The following is a 20,303-nucleotide window of genomic DNA, read 5'->3' as shown; positions in this document are numbered from 1 at the left end:
ACGGGGCGACGGCTCGTGGGCGGGTTCCCGGCTCGTGGGCGGGTCACCCCTCGTGAAGCGGTTCCCGAGGGGTGACCCGCCCCACCCGCGACCTGCGGCGCCGTGCACCATGGGGGCATGAGCGGCAGCGCGGAAGCAGGCGTGGACGTACGGGGCACGGTGGCGCCCGGATTCGAAGCGGTCCGGGACGCCTTCGTCCGCAACTTCGAGGAACGCGGTGACCGGGGGGCGGCGGTCACCGTCTACCGGCACGGGGACAAGGTCGTCGACCTGTGGGCCGGGACCCGCGACGTCGACGGCACCGAACCCTGGGCCGTCGACACCGTGCAGATCGTCCGCTCGGCCGGCAAGGGCATCGCCGCCGCCGTCCCGCTGCTGCTCCACCAGCGCGGCCAGATCGACCTGCACGCACCGGTCTCCACCTACTGGCCCGACTTCAAGGCGAACGGCAAGGAACGCGTCCTCGTCCGCCACCTCCTCGCCCACCGGGCCGGACTCCCCGCCCTCGACCGTCCGTTGACACCCGAGGAGGCGGCCGACGGCATCAGCGGGCCGCGCGCGGTCGCCGCCCAGCGCCCCCAGTGGGAGCCCGGCACCGACCACGGCTACCACGCCCAGACCTACAGCTGGCTCGTCGGCGAACTGGTGCGCCGCGTCACCGGACGCACCGTCGGCCGCTGGGTCGCCGAGGAGATCGCCCGCCCGCTCGGCCTGGACTTCTGGTTCGGCATCCCGGCGGACGAGGCCCACCGGATCGGCCGGATCGGCCCGGTGGAGGCGCCCCCGGGCGACGCCGGAGGCGGGCTGCGGATGCGCCCCAAGCGCGCGGTGTCCGACGCCTACCGGGACCCGGAGTCGCTGACCCGGCGGGCGTTCGGCGCCATCGACCCGCTCCCCGACGAGAACGACCCCGGCTACCGGGCCGCCGAACTCCCCGCCTCCAACGGCATCGCCACCGCCCGGGGCCTGGCCCGCTGCTACGCCGCGATGATCGGCCCCGTCGACGGCCACCGACTGTTCGCACCCGCCACCCTCACCCTGGCCCGCACCGAGGAATCCGCGGGCCCGGACCGGGTCCTCGTCGTCACCACCCGCTTCGGCCTCGGCTACATGCTGCACGGCCCGGCCGCCCCGCTCCTGGCCCCCGGCTCCTTCGGCCACCCCGGCCGGGGCGGTTCCCTCGGCTTCGCCGACCCCGAATCCGGCATCGCCTTCGGCTATGTGACGAACGGTCTGCAGAAGGGAGTCACCGCCGACCCCCGTGCCCAGGCCCTGGTACGGGCAGTACGGTCGGCGCTATGACTTCTCCCGTACGGCCCCGACTCGACGGATACGGCGTCCTCATCACCGGAGCGGGCCGGGGCATCGGCGCCGCCACCGCCCGCCGCCTCGCCGCCGAGGGCGCCCGCGTCCTCGTCACCGACCTGGACGAGGAGCGGGCCGAGGACACGGCCGCGGCGATCCGGGAGGACGGCGGCCAGGCCGCCGCCCTGGTCTGCGACGTGGCCGACCGCGAGGACGTCGAGACGGCGGTCGCCCACGCCGTCTCCCTCTTCGGCCGCCTCGACGTCCTCGTCAACAACGCATGCGCCTGCACCGAGGACGCCCCCCTCTTCGAGGACGAACCCGACGAGAGCTGGGCGCGCGACCTCGACATCACCCTCACCGGCGCCTATCGCTGCGCCCGCGCCGCCCTGCCCCACCTCGCCGCCTCCGGCCACGGCGCCATCGTCTCCATCGGCTCCGTCAACGGCCTCCAGGACTTCGGCAACCACGCCTACAGCGCCGCCAAGGCCGGCCTGGAGAGCCTCACCCGCACCCTCGCCGGCCACGCCGGACCGCGCGGCGTCCGCGTCAACCTCGTCGCCCCCGGCACCGTCCGCACCGACGCCTGGTCCGGCCGAGGCGACGCCCTCGACCGCGTCCGCTCCCTGTACCCCCTCGGCCGCGTCGGCGAACCCGAGGACATCGCCGCCGCCGTCGCCTTCCTCGCCTCCCCCGACGCGGCCTGGATCACCGGCACCACCCTCCGCGTGGACGGCGGCCTGACCGCCGTCAACAACGGCTTCCGGCAGGCGGTGGCCACGGAGTAGAGCCCCCCGCGAACGCATGCGCCGGATCCGCGCAAGTACGGGGTGAGACCGCCACCCGGGCGGGATCGGACAGGAGACCTCATGGATCCGGACGAGGACCTGCTGACGCGGGCGGCCCGCGAGCCGGCCGCCTTCGAACCGCTGGTCGACCGGCACAGCGCGGCCCTGCACGGCTACCTCGTGCGCCGGGCACCGGCCGCCGCCGACGACCTGCTCTCCGAGGTGTGGCTCCAGGCGTACGCCCACCGGAGCACCTTCGACGCCGGACGCGGATCGGCCAGGGGATGGCTGTTCGGCGTCGCCAGGAACGTCCTGGCCCGCCACCGGCAGTCCGCCGCACGGGCGGCGGGCCGGCCGCAGCCGGCCGCCGACAGCCCGGCGGCGGGCGACCCCTGGCACGCCGTCGACGCCCGGCTGGACGCCGCCGCCGTCGCCCCCGACCTGCGTGCCGGACTCGCCGGACTGCCCGAGGCCGAACGGGAGCTGCTGCTCCTCGTCGCCTGGGAGGAGCTGACCCCGGCCGAGGCCGCGGCGGCCGTCGGCATCCCCGCGGGCACCGCCCGCTCCCGACTGCACCGGGCCCGCGCCCGGCTCCGCGAAGGACTCTCCGCCACCACCCGTACGACCCTGACGGGAGACCCCGCATGACCCACACCGACCAGCGGACCGACGTCCTCGACTTCCCCGGTGCCGAGGCACTGCACCGGGCCGGCCGCACCGCGCCGCCCGACGACGCCGTCCGGGAGCGGGCCCGCTCCCTCGTGCTCGCCGCCATCGCCGCCGACACCGCCGCCCCGGCCCCCGTACCCCCGGGCCGCCGGGCGCACCCCGGCCGCCGCCGGGTGCTCGTCGGGGCCGCCGCCGTCGCGGTGCTCGCCGCCGGAGCGGCCCTCCTGCCCGTGACCGACATCGGCGGCGAACCGGCCGCCACCGCCTCGGCGGCCGAGGTGTTCACCGCCCTGGCCGACCGGGCTGCCACCGGGGACGGGGCCGACGCCCCGTACTGGCACACCACCGTACGGACCTGGGTGGAGGGCGAGCGGGCCCGCACCGACGACACGTACCTGAGCCGGAACGCGGTCGTCATCAAGACGCACGACGGCCGCACCATCACCAAGTCCAACCCGTCCGGGACCAGTTGGGCCGTCGGCGACCGACAGGTGGGCTGGAAGGGCCTCGCCGCCCTGCCCACCGCACCGGACGCCCTGCGCCGCGCCCTGTCGGCCGGGGCGAAGGGCCCCGCCGCCGCCGAGCAGACCGTACGCCAGGCCGGGACCCTTCTCACCGACGCGCCCGCCCCGCCCCGGCTGCGCGCCGCGCTGTACCGCGTCATGGCCGGCACACCCGGCGCCGAGGTCACCGAAGGGGTGAAGGACGCCGCCGGCCGCACCGGCACCCGGATCAGCTGGACCTGGTCCGGCGCCCTCCCGCTGAGCGTCCGCCACAACCCCGGCTGGATCGTGCGCCCCTCCGACGCCCTGCTCCTGGAGACGGACTACAGCCCGGTCAACGACCCCGGGCACATCACCAACACGCACACCTACCTGCACGCCGGCCCGGCGAACAGCACCGGCTGACGGACGGCCCTTCCAACTCATCGGCGGTCCCGGCTCCGCACGGGGCCCGCGCGGAACAGGGGGCCGCGCGGGCCCGTACCGCCCACCGCACGGCATCGGCCCCCCGGGGCAGTCCCGGGAGGCCAGGGTGCCGCTCTACGCGTCGTCCACCCCGTGCGCGGCTGCCGCGTGGCGCCGCCGGAGCACCCGGAAGTCGGTCTCCCGGCTCCCGTCGCCCGCACGTTGCGCGGCCTCCTCGGCGACGGCGAACGCGTCACACGTCCCGCACCCGCCCGACGACGGCCCAGAGGCGCCCTCGGCGTCCGCCCCGCCCGCCTCGCGTCCATCGCGCCTCATGCGACCTCACCCCGACTCCGCGCGTTCTCCCGCGCGTTCCGCGCCCACAGCCGCTCCCGGGACGTCGCCTCGCGGGTGTGCTCGGGCAGCACCTCCCATTCGGCGCCGCCCCGGGCCGGACGGAGCATCCAGTAGGGCCCGGCGACCCCTCGGAACTCCCCGATCCGGGGCAGATGCGCACGGGTCACGTCGACGACGAGGGTTCCGGGGGCGGGGGCGAATTCGGACGGTTGTACCTGCATAGACACTGCCGTACCTCTCCGTAGTCATTCCACTACCAAGGCGGCTCAGCGTGTCCTAGAGTCACATGGTCTTCAACTTGCACGATTCGCACGAAGAGTTGGGCGGTGTGTCTTGAACCGCAAGGAACTGAGTCCGGAGAGTTCTCCAGTCGCGGCGTTCGGGGAGCGTCTTCGCAGGCTGCGAGATGAACGCGGCTGGACGCAGGACGAGCTGGGTGAGCGCATGGGGTATTCGGGCACCCATGTATCGGCTGTGGAAACTGGTCGCCGGTCTCCAACTCCGCGCTTCTCGAACAGAGCTGACAGGGCCTTCGGGACCGGCGACCAGTTCGAGCGTCAAGGCCGGGCGGCACGCGACACGGCTCTCCTGGAGGGGTTCCCGGAGTACGTGGGGCACGAAGGCAAGGCGGCAGAGATCCGCCTCTACGAGGTGGGCGTGATGCCTGGCCTGCTCCAGACGCCGGAATACGCGACGGCCCTGGCCGAGAGCGCGGTAAGGAGGGGCGCCATCACGCCCGACCAGGCGCTTCAACGCGTTGAGCTCGTCGCGCAGCGGCAGGATTCCCTGCTGCGGCCCGATCCTCCACTTGTTCTGGTGGTGCTGGACGAAAGCTGCATCCGGCGCCCCATCGGCGATTCCGGGGTCATGGAAGCCCAGTTGGCCCGGCTGCTGGAGTTCGCGGAGCTGCCCACCACGGTGTTCCAGATCGCCCCGTTCGCCATGGGCGACCGCCGCCCGTTCGATCTGCCCCTCTACATACTGACGCTGCCCGACCGCTCGCTGATGTCCTACGCGGAGTCCGCGCAGCAGGGTCACCTGGAGCGGGAAAGCAGCTTCGTGCTCCCACTGCTGACGGCCTACCATCAGCTACAGGCCGAATCGCTCTCCCAGGCGGCGTCCGTGGCCATGATCGAGCAGTTACGAAAGGGCACTCCGTGACGACCGAATCCCCCCGCTGGTACACGTCCTCATACAGCAACAACGGCGGCGCTTGCGTCCAGGTCGCGATCAACCTCGCCCCCAGCGGGACCGTCCCGGTCCGCGATTCGAAGAATCCGGCGGGCCCTGTCATCGCGCTCACGCCCGCCGCGTTCACCGCGTTCGTGGCGGACATCAAGCACGGCGGCTTCGAGACCGCCTGAGCGTGACGGGGAGGGCGGGGGTTGTGGGCGCCGCCCCGCCCCCGTGGGTGTGAACGCCGGACTCCCCCAGGGTCCTTGAGCCCTGGGGGACCGTTCGTGGCGTCGACGCCCCCTCGCGCGGGAGCGTCGAAGGGGTGTTTCTTCTGCCGGGACGCGGCCGGCACGACGTCGGCCGATCTTGGAGAGCGCTCTCCAAGATCGGCCGAAAAAAGGCCCGCCTCCGTCCGAGTGCGGGGGATTACGGGAGCTGGTAGTTCGCGTCGAGGACCGCGCCCCTGTCGGGGTGGTTCTCGTCGTAGCCGTGCGGGTCGCACTGGAGGCCGCCCTTGACGCAGTGGGTGACCATCGCGTCGAGCGTGCGGGCGTCCCAGCCGTTCATGAAGTCGTAGTGGAACGAGTAGCCCCGGCCGCTCGCCAGCCTGACCTGTGACATGTCGCCGTTGACCGGCCACGCCATCTTGAACTCGATCATCGGCAGGGCCACCGGGTGATCGGGCGGGCAGGAGTTGTAGTTGTTGCCCGAGGCCACCGGGTAGGCCATGTGGCTCTTGTGGTCCGGGGTGTCCAGATGGATGCCGTCCCAGCAACTGGGCGCCTGGAGGCGCAGGTTGAGCTGCACGTCGCGGCGGTTGGGGCAGGTCGCCGGGAAGTCGTAGTTCTTGAAGCTGTCGCCGCACTCCCAGCCCTCGACCGTGCCCTTGAGGTTCTTGAACTCCTCCTGGGTCTGCATCGGGGAGCCGACGACGTACCGCAGGCCCTTGGGGAAGGGGCGGACGCTCCGGTAGTCGGTGACCCCCGACTTGTAGTAGATCGTCTGGACGCCGTCCAAGAGGACCTTGGTGTCCCCGTTGAACAGGCTCGGCATCCAGTACCCCGACTTGTCGCCGGGGGCCAGGCACGTGGTGGCGCCGTTCTGGAGCGAGTCGGCGGTCGTATACGCGTTCGTCGTGGTGTTGCCCATGAACGTGTGGTCGTGGGACTTGCCCGGCTGGCCCGGATACACGATCGGGTCGTCCGGAGCGGTGTGCGTCGGTGCGCACTTGGCCTGGAACTCGTGGAAGTACGCCTGTGGCGGCACCTCCATCGACGGGGTGACCCCGGTGACCGGCGGATCGGCCATGATGTAGCCGTCCCCGTCCGGATCGTCCGCCGAGGCCCGCGTGGACGCGGCCATCCCGGGCATCCCCGGCATGGAATACGCGGCGTGCCGCGCGTGTGCCCCCGCCGCCTGCGCGGGGCTTTCGGTGGACGCGTTCGCCGTCGCCGTGATCCCGGCGATGCCCGCCGTGGTCAGCGTCAGCGAAGTGAACAAGAGCAGTCCGGTGAGGGTTCTCGACCTCCGTGGCATGGAGACTTCCTCCTGCGTTCGTGGGGGATTGCATGGAGTGGGAGAGCGCTCTCCCACTCGGGAGTGTTCCGCTCCTGACAAGAGCGTGTCAATAGTTGGTGAACGGGGTACTTCGCGGGTGGCGTTGCCATGGCAGGGGCGGTCGGGCGGCTTCGCCGGCCCCGCCCGGCCCCGCCCCGTCAGTCCGGCCGGTGCCCCGTCAGGTGGTGCCAGCGGGCGCGGGCGGCGTCCAGTTCCTGGCGGGCCCGGGGGATGCCGGGGTCGTGCTGCTGGCGGACGGTCAGATCGTGGAGGCGGCGCCCGGCCTCGGCCTGGCCGGCGGTGTCCTCGCGGATCCGGCGCAGTTCGGCCTGGGCCTCGCGCAGGAGACGGGGGCGGTCGGCCCGGAACTCCTTGGCGGCGGCGGTGGTGTTGTGGACGGCGACGACGAACCTGCGGACGTGCTCCTCGTCGAACTGCCCGATCGGGTACGTGATGAGATGCCGCCGCCCGTCCGGAGCGGTCACGTAGACGTGGCCGCCGTTGTGGGTGTGCTCGGAGCGGACGGAGATCTCGTGCAGGGGCAGTTCGCCCGACCAGTCCTCGGTCTTCAGGACGAGCACGAACTCGTACAGGCTCAGCTCGCCCAGCTCCTCCCGGTACCCGCCCCGCCCCGGGTCCCGCAGATGGGCCAGATACTCCTCCGCCCTGCGCACCCGGCGCCGGTGGGCGGTGGCGGCCCGCTGGTTGGCGTCATGGGCGGCGGCCAGCTCCCTCGCGGCGCTGCGCTCCAGACCGCGCAAGGTGGTCCGGGCGGCGTCCAGGTCGCGGCGGGCGGCGGCGTGCTCGCTCCCGAAGGCGAACCGGCCACCTCCCGGATAGCGGTGCAACTGCCGCAGGACCAGTCCCGCGACGGTCCCGAGCACCACCAGCAGCACGATCAGGGCGACGCCCATCTCTCTCCCCCACAAGGCCGTTGACGTCGTCGGAACGGCCCGCGCGCGGCCCCGCCCCCGTCGACTATCGGGAAACGGGGGCGGGTTCGTCAATCGGATACGAGGGCGTGGGCCTCACGGCCCCGCCCGCAGCACCTCCGCGACGATCGGGCCCGCCGCCGTGCCGCCGTGGCCGCCGGACTGGACGAGGGCGGCGGCGGCGAGGTCGTTGGAGAAGCCGGTGAACCAGCTGTCGGAGGTGGCGTTGCCGTCGACCTCGGCGGAGCCGGTCTTGCCGCCCTTGTAGCCGCCGACGCGGGCCATCGCCTGGGTGGCGGTGCCCTCGGCGCTGGTGGCGGTGTAGTTCATCATCTCCTTGAGCTGGGCCGAGACGCCGGCGGGCAGCGGGGACGCGGTGGCGAAGGTCCGGTTGTCCAGGGAGCGCGGGACGATGTACGGCTGGAGGAACTGGCCGTGGACGGCGGTGGCGGTGACGGAGGCCATGTTCAGCGGGCTCATCTGGATCTTGCCCTGGCCGATGAACGAGGCGGCGGTCTCCGCGCCCTGGGAGGGCGGGACCGCGCCGTCCCACGTGGTGATGCCGGACTTCCACTCGCTGCCGATGCCGAAGTAGCGTGCGGCCTCGTCGCCGAGGGCGGTGTCCCGCTTTCCCTCGCCGAGCGGCAGCACGGGCTTGATGAAGGCCGTGTTGCAGGACCGGGCGAAGGCCCGCTTGAGCGTGGGGTTGTCGGTCATCGAGAAGTCGTCCAGGTTGTGGAAGACCCGGCCCTCCCAGGGCACCGTGGCCGGGCACTTGACGGGCCCGTTCGCGCTGCCCAGGCCGTTCTGGATGATCATCGCCGCGGTGACGATCTTCATCGTGGAGCCGGGCGCCACCTTGGCCCACCGCGCCGCGTCGTAGCCGTCCGCCCGGTTGTTGGCGATGGCCCGGATCGCGCCGCTCGACGGTTCGACGGCGGCCACCGAGGATTCGGGGTACTTCTTCACCGCGCGCTCGGCCGCCGCCTGGATCCCCGCGTCCAGCGTGGTCGGCACCCGGCCCGGCTTGCCCTTCACCAGGGTCAGCAGCGTCTTGTCCGGCCCGTCGGCGGTCGCGCTGTTGATCCACGTCTCGATGCCGGTGGTGCCGCCGGCCTTCGTGCCGTACTTCTTGCGCAGCTCGTCCAGGATGCCGCCCAGCGAGGGGTACTTCTCCTTGGTGAGCACCTTGCCGTTGCGGTCGACCGCCTCGATCGAGGCGGTCTTCGACTCGCCCGTCTCCAGCGACTCGCCCTTCTTCAGGTCCGGGTGGATCACCGAGGGCACCCAGTCGACCAGCGGCTTCCCGGTGGTCAGCCCGCGCACCACGGTCAGTTCGGAGGCGTACGACCAGGACGTCGTCGCGCCCTTGTAGGAGACCGTCGCCTTCACCGTGTACGGCACCTTCGAACCGGTCGCCGCGCCCGCGGTGATCACCGCCTTGGTGACATGGGCGGACTCGCTGTACCCGGTCAGTGCCGGCCCCGCCTCGCCCTCGTTGTTCGTGAGCTGGGCCGCCGTCGCCGCGTCCCCGCTCGCCCACGCGGCCAGGAACTCCTTCGACGTATCGGCGATCTCGTCCTTCGTGACCGGCCCCGTCCGCACCTCGGCCGTCGTGGTCTTGGCGTCCGAACCGCCCCCGACCCCGCTGTCCCCCAGGCCGTCCAGGATGTTGTACGCCCCGTAGCCCACCCCGCCGACCACGACCGCGAACACCCCGCCGACGACGGCCACCTTCGCCCCGCTTCGCATTCCTGCGTCCCCCTCCCCAGGAGGCCCCCTTGAACATGTTCAAGGGGGCTTTTCCGGCACCCTACGGGACGGTGGTGAAGGGGGAGGTAGTTGTTATAGGAACGCGATCCGATTCGGCGTGAACGGACGACTCGGATCCAGAATCAGATCCAGGTGTCCAGCCACATCCGATCCCGCCAGGAATCCTCCGGAATGGGCGTTCCCGTATACAGCGGCCAGAAATAAATGAAATTCCAGATGATCAGCAGCACCAGGACGCCGGCCGCCACCGCGCCCACCGTGCGGCGGCGTTCGCCGGAGGGGTCGGGTGCGGTGAGGCCGAGTTCGTGGGCGGTGCCCGTATGGGCCGCGGGCCCCAGCATCGCGCCGATCATCATGGAGACCGCCAGGCAGAGGAAGGGCACGAAGACGACGGCGTAGAAGAGGAAGATGGTCCGTTCCTGGTAGAGGAACCAGGGGAGCCAGCCGGCGGCCACACCGCAGGCGATGGCCCCGGCGCGCCAGTCGCGGCGGAAGAACCAGCGCCACAGGACATAGGCGAGGGCGAAGCAGGCGGCCCACCAGAGCAGGGGGGTGCCGAGGGCCAGGACCTCGCGGGCGCATTTGCCGGTGGCGGACCGGGCGCAGCCGTTCTCCTCCTCGTAGAAGTACGAGACGGGGCGGCCGAGGACGATCCAGCTCCAGGGGTTGGACTGGTAGGTGTGGCCGGACGTCAGGTTCACATGGAAGTCGTAGACCTGGTTCTCGTAGTGCCACAGGCTGCGCAGCCAGTCGGGCAGCCAGGTCCAGTGCCCGCCCTTGCCGTCGGTGGCCGCCCAGTCCCGGTAGTAGCCGTGGTGCTCGGGGTCGTCGCGGACGATCCAGCCGGTCCACGTGACGAGATACGTGACCACCGCGACCGGCACCGTGGAGACGAAGGCCGGCAGCAGGTCGCGCCGGAGCACCGCGAAGTACGGCCGCACCGCACCCGCCGTCCGCCGGGCGCCCACGTCCCACAGGACCGTCATCAGGCCGAACGCGACCATGATGTACAGCCCGTTCCACTTGGTGGCGAAGGCCAGCCCGAGGCAGACCCCGGCGGCGATCCGCCAGGGGCGCCAGCCCAGGCGCAGGTTCTCCGCCACGGCCGCGTCCGGGCGCAGCACCCCGTCCTCGTCCTCCGGCAGCGCCGCCGCGAGCCGCTGTCTGGCGCGGTCGCGGTCGACGAGCAGACAGCCGAACGCCGCCAGTACGAAGAACATCAGCACGAGGTCGAGCAGCGCCGTGCGGCTCATCACGAAGTGCAGCCCGTCCACGGCGAGCAGCGCGCCCGCCAGACAGCCCAGGAACGTCGAGCGGAAGAGCCGGCGGCCGATCCGGCAGAGCATCAGCACCGAGAGCGTGCCGAGCACGGCCACCATGAACCGCCAGCCGAACGGCGTGAAGCCGAACAGCTGCTCACCGACCCCGATGATCCACTTGCCCATGGGCGGATGGACCACATAGCCGGGATCCGTCGGGATCGGCACCTGGGACGGGTCGTTGAGGATCAGCTTGTCGACGTCCTTGGGCCACGCCCCCTCGTACCCCTGGTTGATCAGCGCCCAGGAGTCCTTGGCGTAGTACGTCTCGTCGAATATCACCGCGTGCGGGCTGCCCAGCTTCCAGAAGCGCAGCACCCCCGCCACCGCCGCGACCAGCAGCGGGCCGCCCCACGCCGACCAGCGCACCAGCCGGTCCGCGAGCAGCGGCGGCACCCCGAGCACCGCCCACAGCTGTCCGCCGGGCCGGGTGTACGGGGGGACCAGCCGCTCCCGCAGCCCGATCCCGGCGCGGGACACATGGCCGAAGCGGCGCAGCCGCCGCTGCCAGGACATCGGCTCCGGGCCGTGCTCTTCCCCGGCGTCTTGGCCCTGCCGGGCTTCGGGCGCAGTACTCGTCACCGCGCCATCGTAGGGAACGCGTCTGTGCGGACGCTGCCGCCCGTGCTGGGAGGATGGACGTTGTGACTGGATCGACTGGAACGCTGGTACTGGCAGGGACCCCCATCGGCGATGTGGCGGACGCCCCGCCCCGCCTGGCCGCCGAACTGGAGACGGCCGACGTCGTCGCCGCCGAGGACACCCGGCGGCTGCGCCGGCTGACCCAGGCCCTGGGCGTCCACACCTCGGGGCGTGTCGTCTCCTACTTCGAGGGCAACGAGTCCGCCCGCACCCCCGAACTCGTCGAGGCGCTGCTCGGCGGCGCCCGGGTGCTGCTGGTCACCGACGCCGGCATGCCGTCCGTCTCCGACCCCGGCTACCGGCTGGTCGCCGCCGCCGTCGAGCACGACATCCGGGTCACCGCCGTGCCCGGCCCGTCCGCGGTGCTCACCGCCCTCGCCCTGTCCGGGCTGCCCGTCGACCGCTTCACCTTCGAGGGCTTCCTGCCCCGCAAGGCCGGGGAGCGCCTCGGCCGGCTCCGCGAGGTCGCCGACGAGCGCCGCACCATGGTCTTCTTCGAAGCCCCGCACCGCCTGGACGACACCCTCGCCGCGATGGCCGAGGTCCTGGGCGACGGCCGGCGCGCCGCCGTCTGCCGGGAGCTGACCAAGACGTACGAGGAGGTCAAGCGCGGCCCGCTGGGCGAGCTGGCCGTCTGGGCCGCCGAGGGCGTACGCGGTGAGATCACCGTCGTGGTCGAGGGCGCCCCCGAGACCGGCCCCGAGGAACTGGACGCCGAGGAGCTGGTGCGCAGGGTGCGGGTGCGCGAGGAGGCGGGGGAGCGGCGCAAGGAGGCGATCGCCGCCGTGGCCGCCGCCGCGGGCCTGCCCAAACGCGAGGTGTTCGACGCGGTCGTCGCGGCAAAGAACGCGGCTCGGACCGGCCCCTCGGACGGTAAAGGACTATCGTGAAAAGCAAAGTAAGAGCCGCGTACCGGCCCCTTTTGCCACGAGAAGCTCAAAACCGGTCCAACACTCGACAGGGCCCGGTGCGCTCCCGCCGGTAAAGGCGTCCACTGGATCCAGGACGCATTCCCCGGAGTGCTTGTCCGGCGGACAAGAGGAGCCAGCATGAGCGACATCGCAGCGACCACCGCCCACGAGGCCTACGCATTCGCCTGCATGCGGTGCGGATACGGCTGGGAACAGGCCTACGAGATCGAGCACCACGTCGACGCCTCGCAGCACGCGTACGTGGTCTACAAGGCGGACGGCGAGCGCGTCCCGTCCCCGCTCTCCACGCCCACCTGCGCCAACTGCGGCGGACACGTCGTCCGGATCATGCGGGCCGGCCGGGTCTCCACGGTGCAGCAGCTGCTCCGCAGCCGCCCCGCCGCGGAGCCCGCCGCGCCCGAGCCCGAGACCGTGCCCGCCGCAGGACCGGTGGCCGCCACCGCCGCGCCGACGGGCGAGCACCACTGGCACCTCTCCGACCTGCTCCATCCCTTCCAGCGCCGGTGACGTCCGTACGGTTCCGGTGAGGTCCGGGCCTCGGTCGTCGTGCGGTCCCGGTGAGGTCCGGGCCTCGGTCGTCGTGCGGTCCCGGTGAGGTCCGGGCCTCGGTCGTCGTACGGTCTCGGTGAGGTCCGGCGGCCCCGGTCCTCGTACGATCGTGGCCATGAGCCGTACCGAAGCCCCGCCGCTGCCCGAACCGCTCCCGGTGCCGGTCGCGGACTCGCACACCCACCTGGACATGCAGGACGGCACCGTCGAGGAGGGCCTGGCCAGGGCCGCCGCAGTGAACGTGACCACGGTGATCCAGGTCGGCTGCGACGTGAAGGGATCGCGCTGGGCTGCCGAGACCGCCGCCGCGCACCCGGGCGTGTACGCGGCCGTCGCCCTGCACCCCAACGAGGCGCCCCGGATCGTCCACGGGGACCCCGACGGCTGGTCGCGGCAGGGGGCCCGCGAGGGCGGCGGCACCGCCGCCCTCCACGAGGCGCTGGCCGAGATCGACGCCCTGGCCGCGCTCCCCGACGTCCGGGGCGTCGGCGAGACCGGGCTCGACTACTTCCGCACCGGCCCCGAGGGCATGGCCGCCCAGGAGGAGTCCTTCCGGGCCCACATCGAGATCGCCAAGCGCCACGGCAAGGCGCTCGTCATCCACGACCGCGAGGCGCACGCCGACGTGCTGCGCATCCTGGCCGACGCGGGCGCCCCGGAGCGCACGGTCTTCCACTGCTACTCCGGCGACGCCGAGATGGCCGAGCTGTGCGCGGAGGCCGGGTACTACATGTCCTTCGCCGGCAACGTCACCTTCAAGAACGCCCAGCCGCTGCGCGACGCGCTGGCCGTCGCGCCGATGGAACTGGTCCTGGTGGAGACCGACGCGCCCTTCCTCACCCCCGTCCCGTACCGGGGCCGCCCCAACGCGCCCTATCTGATCCCGGTCACGCTCCGCGCCATGGCCGAGGTGAAGGGCGTCGACGAGACCACCCTGGCCACCGCGATCGCGGTGAACACCGCGCGCGCCTTCGACTACTGACCGGTCGCGGGCGGCGCGACGCCCGCCCGGCCGTAGGCTTGACCGGTGAGCACCACAGAGCCCGACGCCCTCCTGGGCCCCGCAGACATCCGCGAACTGGCCGCGACGCTGGGCGTACGCCCCACCAAGCAGCGCGGTCAGAACTTCGTCATCGACGCCAACACGGTCCGCCGGATCGTGCGCACCGCGGAGGTCCGCCCGGACGACGTGGTGGTCGAGGTCGGCCCCGGACTCGGTTCGCTGACGCTGGCGCTGCTGGAGGCCGCCGACCGGGTCGTCGCCGTCGAGATCGACGACGTGCTCGCCGCCGCCCTGCCCGCGACCGTCGCGGCCCGGATGCCGGAGCGCGCCGACCGGTTCGCGCTCGTCCACTCCGACGCCATGCTCGTCACGGAGCTGCCCGGCCCGCCGCCCACCGCGCTGGTCGCCAACCTGCCGTACAACGTCGCCGTGCCGGTCCTGCTCACCATGCTCGACCGCTTCCCGAGCATCGAGCGGACCCTGGTCATGGTGCAGGCCGAGGTCGCCGACCGGCTCGCCGCCCGCCCGGGGAACAAGGTCTACGGAGTGCCCTCCGTCAAGGCCAACTGGTACACCGACGTCAAGCGCGCCGGGTCCATCGGCCGCAAGGTCTTCTGGCCCGCCCCCAACGTCGACTCCGGACTCGTCTCGCTGGTCCGACGCGCCGAGCCCGTCGCCACCACCGCGAGCAAGGCCGAGGTCTTCGCCGTGGTCGACGCCGCCTTCGCCCAGCGCCGCAAGACGCTGCGGGCGGCCCTGTCCGGCTGGGCCGGCAGCGCCGCCGGGGCCGAGGCCGCGCTCGTGGCCGCGGGGATCTCGCCGCAGGCCCGAGGCGAGTCGCTGACGGTCGAGGAGTTCGCCGCCATCGCCGAGAACAAGCCCGCGGGGGGCCTCCCCGCCACCCACGATTCCGCCGGGAGTGCCGAGTGAGCAGCAGCGTCACCGTACGGGTACCGGCCAAGGTCAACGTCCAGCTCGCGGTCGGTGCCGCGCGCCCGGACGGCTTCCACGACCTGGCCAACGTCTTCCTCGCCGTCGGCCTGTACGACGAGGTCACCGCGACCCCCGCCGACACGCTGCGCATCACCTGTTCCGGCCCGGACGCCGACCAGGTCCCGCTGGACACCACCAACCTCGCCGCCCGCGCCGCTATCGCCCTGGCCGAACGGCACGGCATCGCCCCCGATGTGCACCTCCACATCGCCAAGGACATCCCCGTCGCCGGCGGCATGGCGGGCGGCAGCGCCGACGGGGCCGGCGCCCTGCTGGCCTGCGACGCCCTCTGGTCCACCGGCGCCTCCCGCGAGGAGCTGCTGGAGATCTGCGCCGGACTCGGCAGCGACGTCCCGTTCAGCCTGGTCGGTGGCGCGGCCCTCGGCCTCGGCCGGGGCGAACGCCTCACGCCCGTCGCCACCGGCGGCACCTTCCACTGGGTCTTCGCGGTCGCCGATGGCGGGCTGTCCACCCCTGCGGTCTACCGCGAGTTCGACCGGCTCACGGCGGGCACCGAGGTGCCCGAGCCCGTGGCCTCCGAAGCCCTGCTGGACGCGCTGCGCACCGGTGACGCGCACGCCCTCGCGGGCGCCCTGAGCAACGACCTCCAGGCGCCGGCGCTCTCCCTGCGCCCCTCGCTCGCCGCCACGCTGGAGGCGGGCACCCGGGCCGGGGCGCTGGCCGCGCTGGTCTCCGGCTCCGGGCCCACCACGGCCTTCCTCACCGAGGACGAGGCGTCCGCCCGCAAGGTCGCCGACGCGCTCACCGCCTCCGGCACCTGCCGCACCGCCCGCACGGCCCTCTCCCCGGCCCCGGGGGCGACGATCCGCTGACACGGGGCGGGCACGCGGCCCGGCTCAGCCGAGCCGCACGCTGCCCCGGGCCAGTTCGTACGCCGGCAGCATCTGCTGGTGCTCGGTCGCGTCCAGCCCGCCCAGATGCACCACGACGGGGCCGTCCGGGGTGGCCACGGCGAAGGCGCGGGCCGGGCGGGACTCGTCCATGACCTCGCTGCGGAGGGTGTAGGTCACCTCGGTCACGGCCGACTTTCCGCCCGTGACCTCGCGGTACGTGGCCTTCGACGCGTTCTCGTCGGCCTTCACGAAGCCCTCCAGCACCGCACGCGGGGTGGCCGGTGCGCCCGCCCCGCCCTGCCAGACCCGCAGGAAGCCGATGTGGCCGGCCGGCTTGGCGTCGATCTCGCAGACCATGTGCACCGGGCCCTGGGTGGAGAGCGCGGCCAGGGGGTCGTCCGCGGCCACCGGGGCCACGGCCTTCGGCTTCCAGTGCTCCGCCAGGTCGAAGACCACCGGCAGCGCGCACCCGGACCCGGCGGCGCCGACCGCCCCGCCCGCCTTCGCCGCCGGGGCCGTCTCCGCCCCGTCCGCCCCGGCCTTCCCGGTCTTGCCGGTCTTCTTCGACGCCCCGGCGTCCCCGTCGCCGCCCGTCCCCGACGAGCAGCCCGTCAGCGCGAGCGCCGCCAGCAGCAGGGGCGCCAGCCCCCGGACCGTACGACCAGCCATGTCCCTGTCCCCACCCCTGTGCCTGTCCCGGGCCGTCCGGGGCCCGGTGATCGATGCGCGCAAGGTATCCCACGGCCGGAAGGCCGCCCGTACGGAGGTGTGCGCCGGGCCGACTACGCTGAAGGCCGGAGTCTTTCCTTCGAGCTGGAGCGTTCGTGGCCGTCAACCTCGTCAATGTCGAGCAGGTCAGCAAGGTGTACGGCACCCGTGCCCTGCTCGACGGTGTGTCCCTCGGTGTCTCCGAGGGGGACCGCATCGGTGTCGTCGGCCGCAACGGCGACGGCAAGACGACCCTCATCCGGATGCTCGCCCGGCTGGAGGAGGCGGACTCGGGCCGCGTCACGCACAGTGGCGGACTGCGCCTGGGCGTGCTCACCCAGCACGACTCGCTCGACCCGCAGGCCACCGTCCGCCACGAGGTCATCGGCGACCTCGCCGACCACGAGTGGGCCGGCGACGCCAAGATCCGCGATGTGCTCACCGGGCTCTTCGGCGGCCTCGACCTGCCCGGCTTCGAGCAGGGCCTGGACACCGTCATCGCGCCGCTCTCCGGTGGCGAGCGCCGCCGGATCGCCCTGGCCAAGCTGCTGATCGCCGAACAGGACCTGATCGTCCTCGACGAGCCGACCAACCACCTCGACGTGGAGGGCATCTCCTGGCTGGCCGGCCATCTGCGCGCCCGCCGCTCCGCCCTGGTCTGCGTCACCCACGACCGGTGGTTCCTCGACCAGGTCTGCACCCGCATGTGGGACGTCCAGCGCGGCACGGTCCACGAGTACGAGGGCGGCTACAGCGACTACGTCTTCGCCCGCGCCGAGCGGGAGCGGATCGCCGCGACCGAGGAGGCCAAGCGGCAGAACCTCATGCGCAAGGAGCTGGCCTGGCTGCGGCGCGGCGCCCCCGCCCGCACCTCCAAGCCCCGCTACCGCATCGAGGCCGCCAACGAGCTGATCGCGGACGTGCCGCCGCCGCGCGACACCAGCGAGTTGATGAAGTTCGCCAACGCCCGGCTCGGCAAGACGGTGTTCGACCTGGAGGACGTGACCGTCCAGGCGGGCCCCAAGACGCTGCTCACCCACCTCACCTGGCAGCTCGGCCCCGGCGACCGGATCGGCCTGGTCGGGGTCAACGGAGCGGGCAAGACCTCGCTGCTGCGGGCGCTGGCCGCGGCGGCCCGCAGCCAGGGCGACGAGCAGCCCGCCGCCGGGAAGATCGTCGTCGGCAAGACCGTGAAGCTCGCCTACCTCTCCCAGGAGGTCCACGAGCTGAACCCGGAGCTGCGGGTGCTGGAGGCCGTGCAGCAGGTGCGCGACCGCGTCGACCTCGGCAAGGGCCGCGAGATGACCGCCGGCCAGCTCTGCGAGCAGTTCGGCTTCACCAAGGAGAAGCAGTGGACCCCGGTCGGGGACCTCTCCGGCGGTGAGCGGCGCCGGCTCCAGATCCTGCGGCTGCTGATGGACGAGCCGAACGTGCTCTTCCTCGACGAGCCCACCAACGACCTCGACATCGAGACCCTGACCCAGCTGGAAGACCTGCTCGACGGCTGGCCCGGCTCCATGATCGTGATCTCCCACGACCGGTTCTTCATCGAGCGCACCACGGACCGGGTCATGGCGCTGCTCGGCGACCGGACGATGCGGATGCTGCCGCGCGGCATCGACGAGTACCTGGAGCGCAGGCAGCGGCAGGCGGAGTCCGCCGCGCCCGCCGCCCCGGCCCAGGCCGCCCCGGCAGCCACCGCTCCGGCCGTCTCGGCGCAGGCGGCGCGCGCGGCCAAGAAGGAGCTCCAGAAGGTGGAGCGGCAGCTCGACAAGATCTCCACCCGCGAGGCGTCCCTGCACACCCAGATCGCGGACAACGCCACCGACTTCGAGAAGGTCGCCGCGCTCGACGCCGAACTGCGCGAACTGGTCGCGGAGCGCGAGGAGCTGGAGATGCGCTGGCTCGAACTGGCCGAGGACGCCTGAGCGTTCGGTACGCCCCTCCGCCTGCCGGCGCACGCCGTCGTCGCACGCTGTGGCACGTGTGACGGAAGGGGTTCACGGGGCGGGTGGTAGAAAGAAGCCCTGCCCGAACGCCGTGGTACCGATCGAACAGGGGGACGGGTCGATGAGTCAGCCGCCCGGACAGCAGCCGCCGCAGGGCGGGTTCGGAGCTCCTTACGACCCGCAGCCCGGGGCCTACCCGCCCCCCGCCGGTCCGCAGCGGCCCGCCGGCCCGTACAACAGCCCCGGCCCGTACGGGAGTCCGGGGCCGTACGGCCAGCAGGGCCCGTACCAGCAGCCCGGCCCCTACGGGCAACAGCCGCCGCAGGGCTACGGCTACCCGCCCCCGCAGCAGCCTCCGACCCAGCCCGCGCGGCCGCCGGTCCCTACGCCGTCGAGCGGCGGTCCGGGCGGCGGGCGGTTCCGGGGCCGGACCGGGGTGGTCATCGGCGCGGTCCTCGCGGTGGTGCTCCTGGCCGGCGGCGGCATCTGGCTGGCCACCGGATCGGACGGCGACGACCCGAAGCCCGAGGCGGGCGGCCACAGTTCGGCGCCGCCCGTGCCCGCGCCCACCGCGTCACCGACCGGCGGGGCGACGGGCAAGCCCGTGATCAGCCCCGAGGCCGAGGCCGCCGCCATCAACGCGAAGGTCACGTCCGGGGAGGCGAAGGTCCTCTGGCTCCAGAAGGGCGGCGTCGACCTGCCGCGCAACGGCTCCGACGTCTTCGGCCCGTGGATCGTCGGCGACACCGTCGTCAAGGCCATGTACCGCACGGTCTCCGCGTACGCGCTCGGCGACGGCTCGCTCAAGTGGAGCCTGCGGATGCCGACCACGGTCTGCGCGGCCCCCTCGCGGGCCACCGCCGACGGCAAGATCGTCTTCGCCATCAACGGCAGCACCTCGTCCAACGCGGCGTGCGACAACGTCCAGATGGTCGATCTCACCACCGGCAAGGCCGGCTGGCGCAAGACCTTCGTCCGCAAGGGGCTGTGGGACGGGCTCTCCGACGTGGCCATGTCCATCAACGGCTCCACCGTCACCGTCGGCCGCACCAGCCGGACCGACGCCTACCGGGTCAGCGACGGCAAGGAGCTGTTCGGGAAGCTCCCGGGCAACTGCCAGCCCTACGGCTTCGCCAGCGGCCCCGTCGCGATCGCCGCGACCAGCTGCCAGACCGCCGCCGACGACCACAAGGAACAGCAGGTCCAGCGGATCGACCCCGCCACCGGCAAGGTCCTGTGGACGTACAAGCTCAAGAAGGGCTGGCAGGTCGACCGGATCTACTCGGCCGATCCGCCCGTCATCTCGCTGCGCCAGCCCGAGAAATGGGCCATCGTCGTGCTCAACGCCGACGGCACCTACCGCTCCCAGCTCTCCGGCGGACCGGGCGACTACGGCCCCACGTGCGACGACGAGCTGATGACCCTCGGCAAGAACCTCGACAACTGCCTGGGCGTCGCCGCCGACGCGGGGACCGTCTACCTCTCCACCAAGGTCGTCCCGGCCAAGGACGAGGAGCCCCGCAACAAGGTCGTCGCCTTCGACCTGGCCACCGGCAGACCCCGCTGGACCGCCGATTCCCCGGTGGGACAGCCCCTCACGCCGCTGCGCACCGAGGGCGGGAAGCTGCTGATGTACGCCGCACCCGCCAAGGGCAAGGGCGGCGCGATCGCCACCCTGCCGTCCACCGGCGGCACCCCGCTCATGGTCCAGCGCCACCCCGCGTCCGGCTCGTCCATGGAGCGCGGCTTCTTCGACCCCAGGATCGTCTACTCCGACGGCCGCACCCTGCTCATGCAGACCCGGGTCACCGGGATCCACGACGGGGACGAGATCGAGACCCGGTCCATGGTCGCCTTCGGGCCGTGACCGGGGCGGGTCCCGGCCGGGG

At 72.8% G+C, this 20,303-nt stretch carries 20 protein-coding genes; 13 read left to right on the top strand and 7 right to left on the bottom strand.

Annotation, left to right across the window (positions count from 1 at the left end; translation table 11 throughout):
* The first annotated feature begins 141 nt into the window (after nt 1–141).
* The 4 genes from ACWCXC_RS07160 (at nt 142) to ACWCXC_RS07145 (ending at nt 3,670) form a co-directional block, all read left to right on the top strand.
* Complete coding sequence (locus ACWCXC_RS07160; protein WP_450683301.1) at nt 142–1,302, top strand: serine hydrolase domain-containing protein; 1,161 nt, start codon at nt 142–144, stop codon at nt 1,300–1,302.
* Complete coding sequence (locus ACWCXC_RS07155; protein WP_450887135.1) at nt 1,299–2,093, top strand: SDR family NAD(P)-dependent oxidoreductase; 795 nt, start codon at nt 1,299–1,301, stop codon at nt 2,091–2,093. The genes ACWCXC_RS07160 and ACWCXC_RS07155 overlap by 4 nt, the downstream gene beginning before the upstream one ends.
* A gap of 81 nt (nt 2,094–2,174) precedes the next feature.
* Nucleotides 2,175–2,741 carry an RNA polymerase sigma factor gene (locus ACWCXC_RS07150; RefSeq protein ID WP_450887133.1) on the top strand — a complete coding sequence of 189 codons (567 nt, stop codon included), beginning with the start codon at nt 2,175–2,177 and terminating at the stop codon, nt 2,739–2,741.
* The gene (locus tag ACWCXC_RS07145) at nt 2,738–3,670 is read left to right on the top strand and encodes a CU044_5270 family protein (RefSeq protein ID WP_450887131.1); all 933 of its coding nucleotides are present in this window, start codon (nt 2,738–2,740) and stop codon (nt 3,668–3,670) included. The genes ACWCXC_RS07150 and ACWCXC_RS07145 overlap by 4 nt, the downstream gene beginning before the upstream one ends.
* 135 nt (nt 3,671–3,805) lie before the next feature.
* On the opposite strand, the gene ACWCXC_RS07140 is transcribed toward ACWCXC_RS07145, so the two are convergent.
* Nucleotides 3,806–4,006, bottom strand: a complete 201-nt coding sequence (locus ACWCXC_RS07140) for a hypothetical protein (protein ID WP_450887129.1) — start codon at nt 4,004–4,006, stop codon at nt 3,806–3,808.
* The gene (locus ACWCXC_RS07135; RefSeq protein WP_450683262.1) at nt 4,003–4,248 is read right to left on the bottom strand and encodes a hypothetical protein; all 246 of its coding nucleotides are present in this window, start codon (nt 4,246–4,248) and stop codon (nt 4,003–4,005) included. Before ACWCXC_RS07135 ends, ACWCXC_RS07140 begins: the two co-directional genes overlap by 4 nt.
* Nucleotides 4,249–4,360: 112 nt before the next feature.
* Between ACWCXC_RS07135 and ACWCXC_RS07130 the strand changes: the two genes are divergently transcribed.
* Both ACWCXC_RS07130 and ACWCXC_RS07125 read left to right on the top strand, forming a co-directional pair.
* Nucleotides 4,361–5,188, top strand: coding sequence for a helix-turn-helix domain-containing protein (locus ACWCXC_RS07130; RefSeq protein WP_450683263.1), 828 nt, complete (start codon nt 4,361–4,363; stop codon nt 5,186–5,188).
* The gene (locus tag ACWCXC_RS07125) at nt 5,185–5,391 is read left to right on the top strand and encodes a DUF397 domain-containing protein (RefSeq protein WP_450683264.1); all 207 of its coding nucleotides are present in this window, start codon (nt 5,185–5,187) and stop codon (nt 5,389–5,391) included. The genes ACWCXC_RS07130 and ACWCXC_RS07125 overlap by 4 nt, the downstream gene beginning before the upstream one ends.
* A gap of 238 nt (nt 5,392–5,629) precedes the next feature.
* Here the strand turns inward: ACWCXC_RS07125 and ACWCXC_RS07120 are convergent, their stop codons facing one another.
* The 4 genes from ACWCXC_RS07120 to ACWCXC_RS07105 form a co-directional block, all read right to left on the bottom strand.
* The gene (locus ACWCXC_RS07120; protein WP_450887126.1) at nt 5,630–6,739 is read right to left on the bottom strand and encodes a DUF1996 domain-containing protein; all 1,110 of its coding nucleotides are present in this window, start codon (nt 6,737–6,739) and stop codon (nt 5,630–5,632) included.
* Between the two features lie 179 nt (nt 6,740–6,918).
* A complete protein-coding gene (locus ACWCXC_RS07115; protein WP_450683266.1) occupies nt 6,919–7,674 on the bottom strand; it encodes a hypothetical protein in 756 nt (251 codons plus the stop codon).
* 114 nt (nt 7,675–7,788) lie between these two features.
* Nucleotides 7,789–9,444 carry a penicillin-binding transpeptidase domain-containing protein gene (locus ACWCXC_RS07110; RefSeq protein WP_450887124.1) on the bottom strand — a complete coding sequence of 552 codons (1,656 nt, stop codon included), beginning with the start codon at nt 9,442–9,444 and terminating at the stop codon, nt 7,789–7,791.
* 143 nt (nt 9,445–9,587) lie between these two features.
* Nucleotides 9,588–11,366, bottom strand: a complete 1,779-nt coding sequence (locus tag ACWCXC_RS07105; protein ID WP_450887122.1) for a dolichyl-phosphate-mannose--protein mannosyltransferase — start codon at nt 11,364–11,366, stop codon at nt 9,588–9,590.
* Nucleotides 11,367–11,419: 53 nt separating this feature from the next.
* Between ACWCXC_RS07105 and rsmI the strand changes: the two genes are divergently transcribed.
* From rsmI to ACWCXC_RS07080, 5 genes are all read left to right on the top strand, one after another.
* Nucleotides 11,420–12,316 carry a 16S rRNA (cytidine(1402)-2'-O)-methyltransferase gene (gene rsmI, locus ACWCXC_RS07100; RefSeq protein WP_450683269.1) on the top strand — a complete coding sequence of 299 codons (897 nt, stop codon included), beginning with the start codon at nt 11,420–11,422 and terminating at the stop codon, nt 12,314–12,316.
* Nucleotides 12,317–12,475: 159 nt separating this feature from the next.
* Entirely contained in the window at nt 12,476–12,865 is a 390-nt protein-coding gene (locus ACWCXC_RS07095) for a hypothetical protein (RefSeq protein ID WP_450683270.1), read from the top strand.
* Nucleotides 12,866–13,022: 157 nt separating this feature from the next.
* Nucleotides 13,023–13,889, top strand: a complete 867-nt coding sequence (locus ACWCXC_RS07090; protein ID WP_450683271.1) for a TatD family hydrolase — start codon at nt 13,023–13,025, stop codon at nt 13,887–13,889.
* A 45-nt stretch (nt 13,890–13,934) separates the two neighbouring features.
* Entirely contained in the window at nt 13,935–14,840 is a 906-nt protein-coding gene (gene rsmA, locus ACWCXC_RS07085; RefSeq protein WP_450683272.1) for a 16S rRNA (adenine(1518)-N(6)/adenine(1519)-N(6))-dimethyltransferase RsmA, read from the top strand.
* Nucleotides 14,837–15,736 (top strand): 4-(cytidine 5'-diphospho)-2-C-methyl-D-erythritol kinase, encoded by a 900-nt coding sequence (locus ACWCXC_RS07080; protein ID WP_450683273.1) that lies wholly within the window; start codon nt 14,837–14,839, stop codon nt 15,734–15,736. The genes rsmA and ACWCXC_RS07080 overlap by 4 nt, the downstream gene beginning before the upstream one ends.
* A gap of 24 nt (nt 15,737–15,760) precedes the next feature.
* Here the strand turns inward: ACWCXC_RS07080 and ACWCXC_RS07075 are convergent, their stop codons facing one another.
* Nucleotides 15,761–16,426, bottom strand: a complete 666-nt coding sequence (locus ACWCXC_RS07075; protein WP_450887119.1) for a lipoprotein — start codon at nt 16,424–16,426, stop codon at nt 15,761–15,763.
* A gap of 155 nt (nt 16,427–16,581) precedes the next feature.
* On the opposite strand from ACWCXC_RS07075, the gene ACWCXC_RS07070 reads away from it, so the two are divergent.
* Nucleotides 16,582–18,393, top strand: a complete 1,812-nt coding sequence (locus ACWCXC_RS07070; RefSeq protein ID WP_450887117.1) for an ABC-F family ATP-binding cassette domain-containing protein — start codon at nt 16,582–16,584, stop codon at nt 18,391–18,393.
* A 142-nt stretch (nt 18,394–18,535) separates the two neighbouring features.
* Complete coding sequence (locus ACWCXC_RS07065) at nt 18,536–20,281, top strand: outer membrane protein assembly factor BamB family protein (protein WP_450887115.1); 1,746 nt, start codon at nt 18,536–18,538, stop codon at nt 20,279–20,281.
* Nucleotides 20,282–20,303 lie beyond the last annotated feature (22 nt).

This window comes from Streptomyces sp. NPDC001515 (assembly GCF_053597115.1).
This window is presented reverse-complemented; position numbering and strand designations above follow the sequence as displayed.

Excerpts from the sequence above, each read along its gene's own strand:
- ACWCXC_RS07155 (WP_450887135.1), top strand. The coding sequence starts at position 1,299 with ATGACTTCTCCCGTACGGCCCCGACTCGACGGATACGGCGTCCTCATC.
- rsmI (WP_450683269.1), top strand. The coding sequence starts at position 11,420 with ATGGACGTTGTGACTGGATCGACTGGAACGCTGGTACTGGCAGGGACC.
- ACWCXC_RS07140 (WP_450887129.1), bottom strand. The coding sequence starts at position 4,006 with ATGAGGCGCGATGGACGCGAGGCGGGCGGGGCGGACGCCGAGGGCGCC.
- ACWCXC_RS07115 (WP_450683266.1), bottom strand. The coding sequence starts at position 7,674 with ATGGGCGTCGCCCTGATCGTGCTGCTGGTGGTGCTCGGGACCGTCGCG.
- ACWCXC_RS07135 (WP_450683262.1), bottom strand. The coding sequence starts at position 4,248 with ATGCAGGTACAACCGTCCGAATTCGCCCCCGCCCCCGGAACCCTCGTC.
- ACWCXC_RS07120 (WP_450887126.1), bottom strand. The coding sequence starts at position 6,739 with ATGCCACGGAGGTCGAGAACCCTCACCGGACTGCTCTTGTTCACTTCG.
- ACWCXC_RS07075 (WP_450887119.1), bottom strand. The coding sequence starts at position 16,426 with ATGGCTGGTCGTACGGTCCGGGGGCTGGCGCCCCTGCTGCTGGCGGCG.
- ACWCXC_RS07110 (WP_450887124.1), bottom strand. The coding sequence starts at position 9,444 with ATGCGAAGCGGGGCGAAGGTGGCCGTCGTCGGCGGGGTGTTCGCGGTC.
- ACWCXC_RS07090 (WP_450683271.1), top strand. The coding sequence starts at position 13,023 with ATGAGCCGTACCGAAGCCCCGCCGCTGCCCGAACCGCTCCCGGTGCCG.
- ACWCXC_RS07065 (WP_450887115.1), top strand. The coding sequence starts at position 18,536 with ATGAGTCAGCCGCCCGGACAGCAGCCGCCGCAGGGCGGGTTCGGAGCT.
- ACWCXC_RS07095 (WP_450683270.1), top strand. The coding sequence starts at position 12,476 with ATGAGCGACATCGCAGCGACCACCGCCCACGAGGCCTACGCATTCGCC.
- ACWCXC_RS07145 (WP_450887131.1), top strand. The coding sequence starts at position 2,738 with ATGACCCACACCGACCAGCGGACCGACGTCCTCGACTTCCCCGGTGCC.
- ACWCXC_RS07150 (WP_450887133.1), top strand. The coding sequence starts at position 2,175 with ATGGATCCGGACGAGGACCTGCTGACGCGGGCGGCCCGCGAGCCGGCC.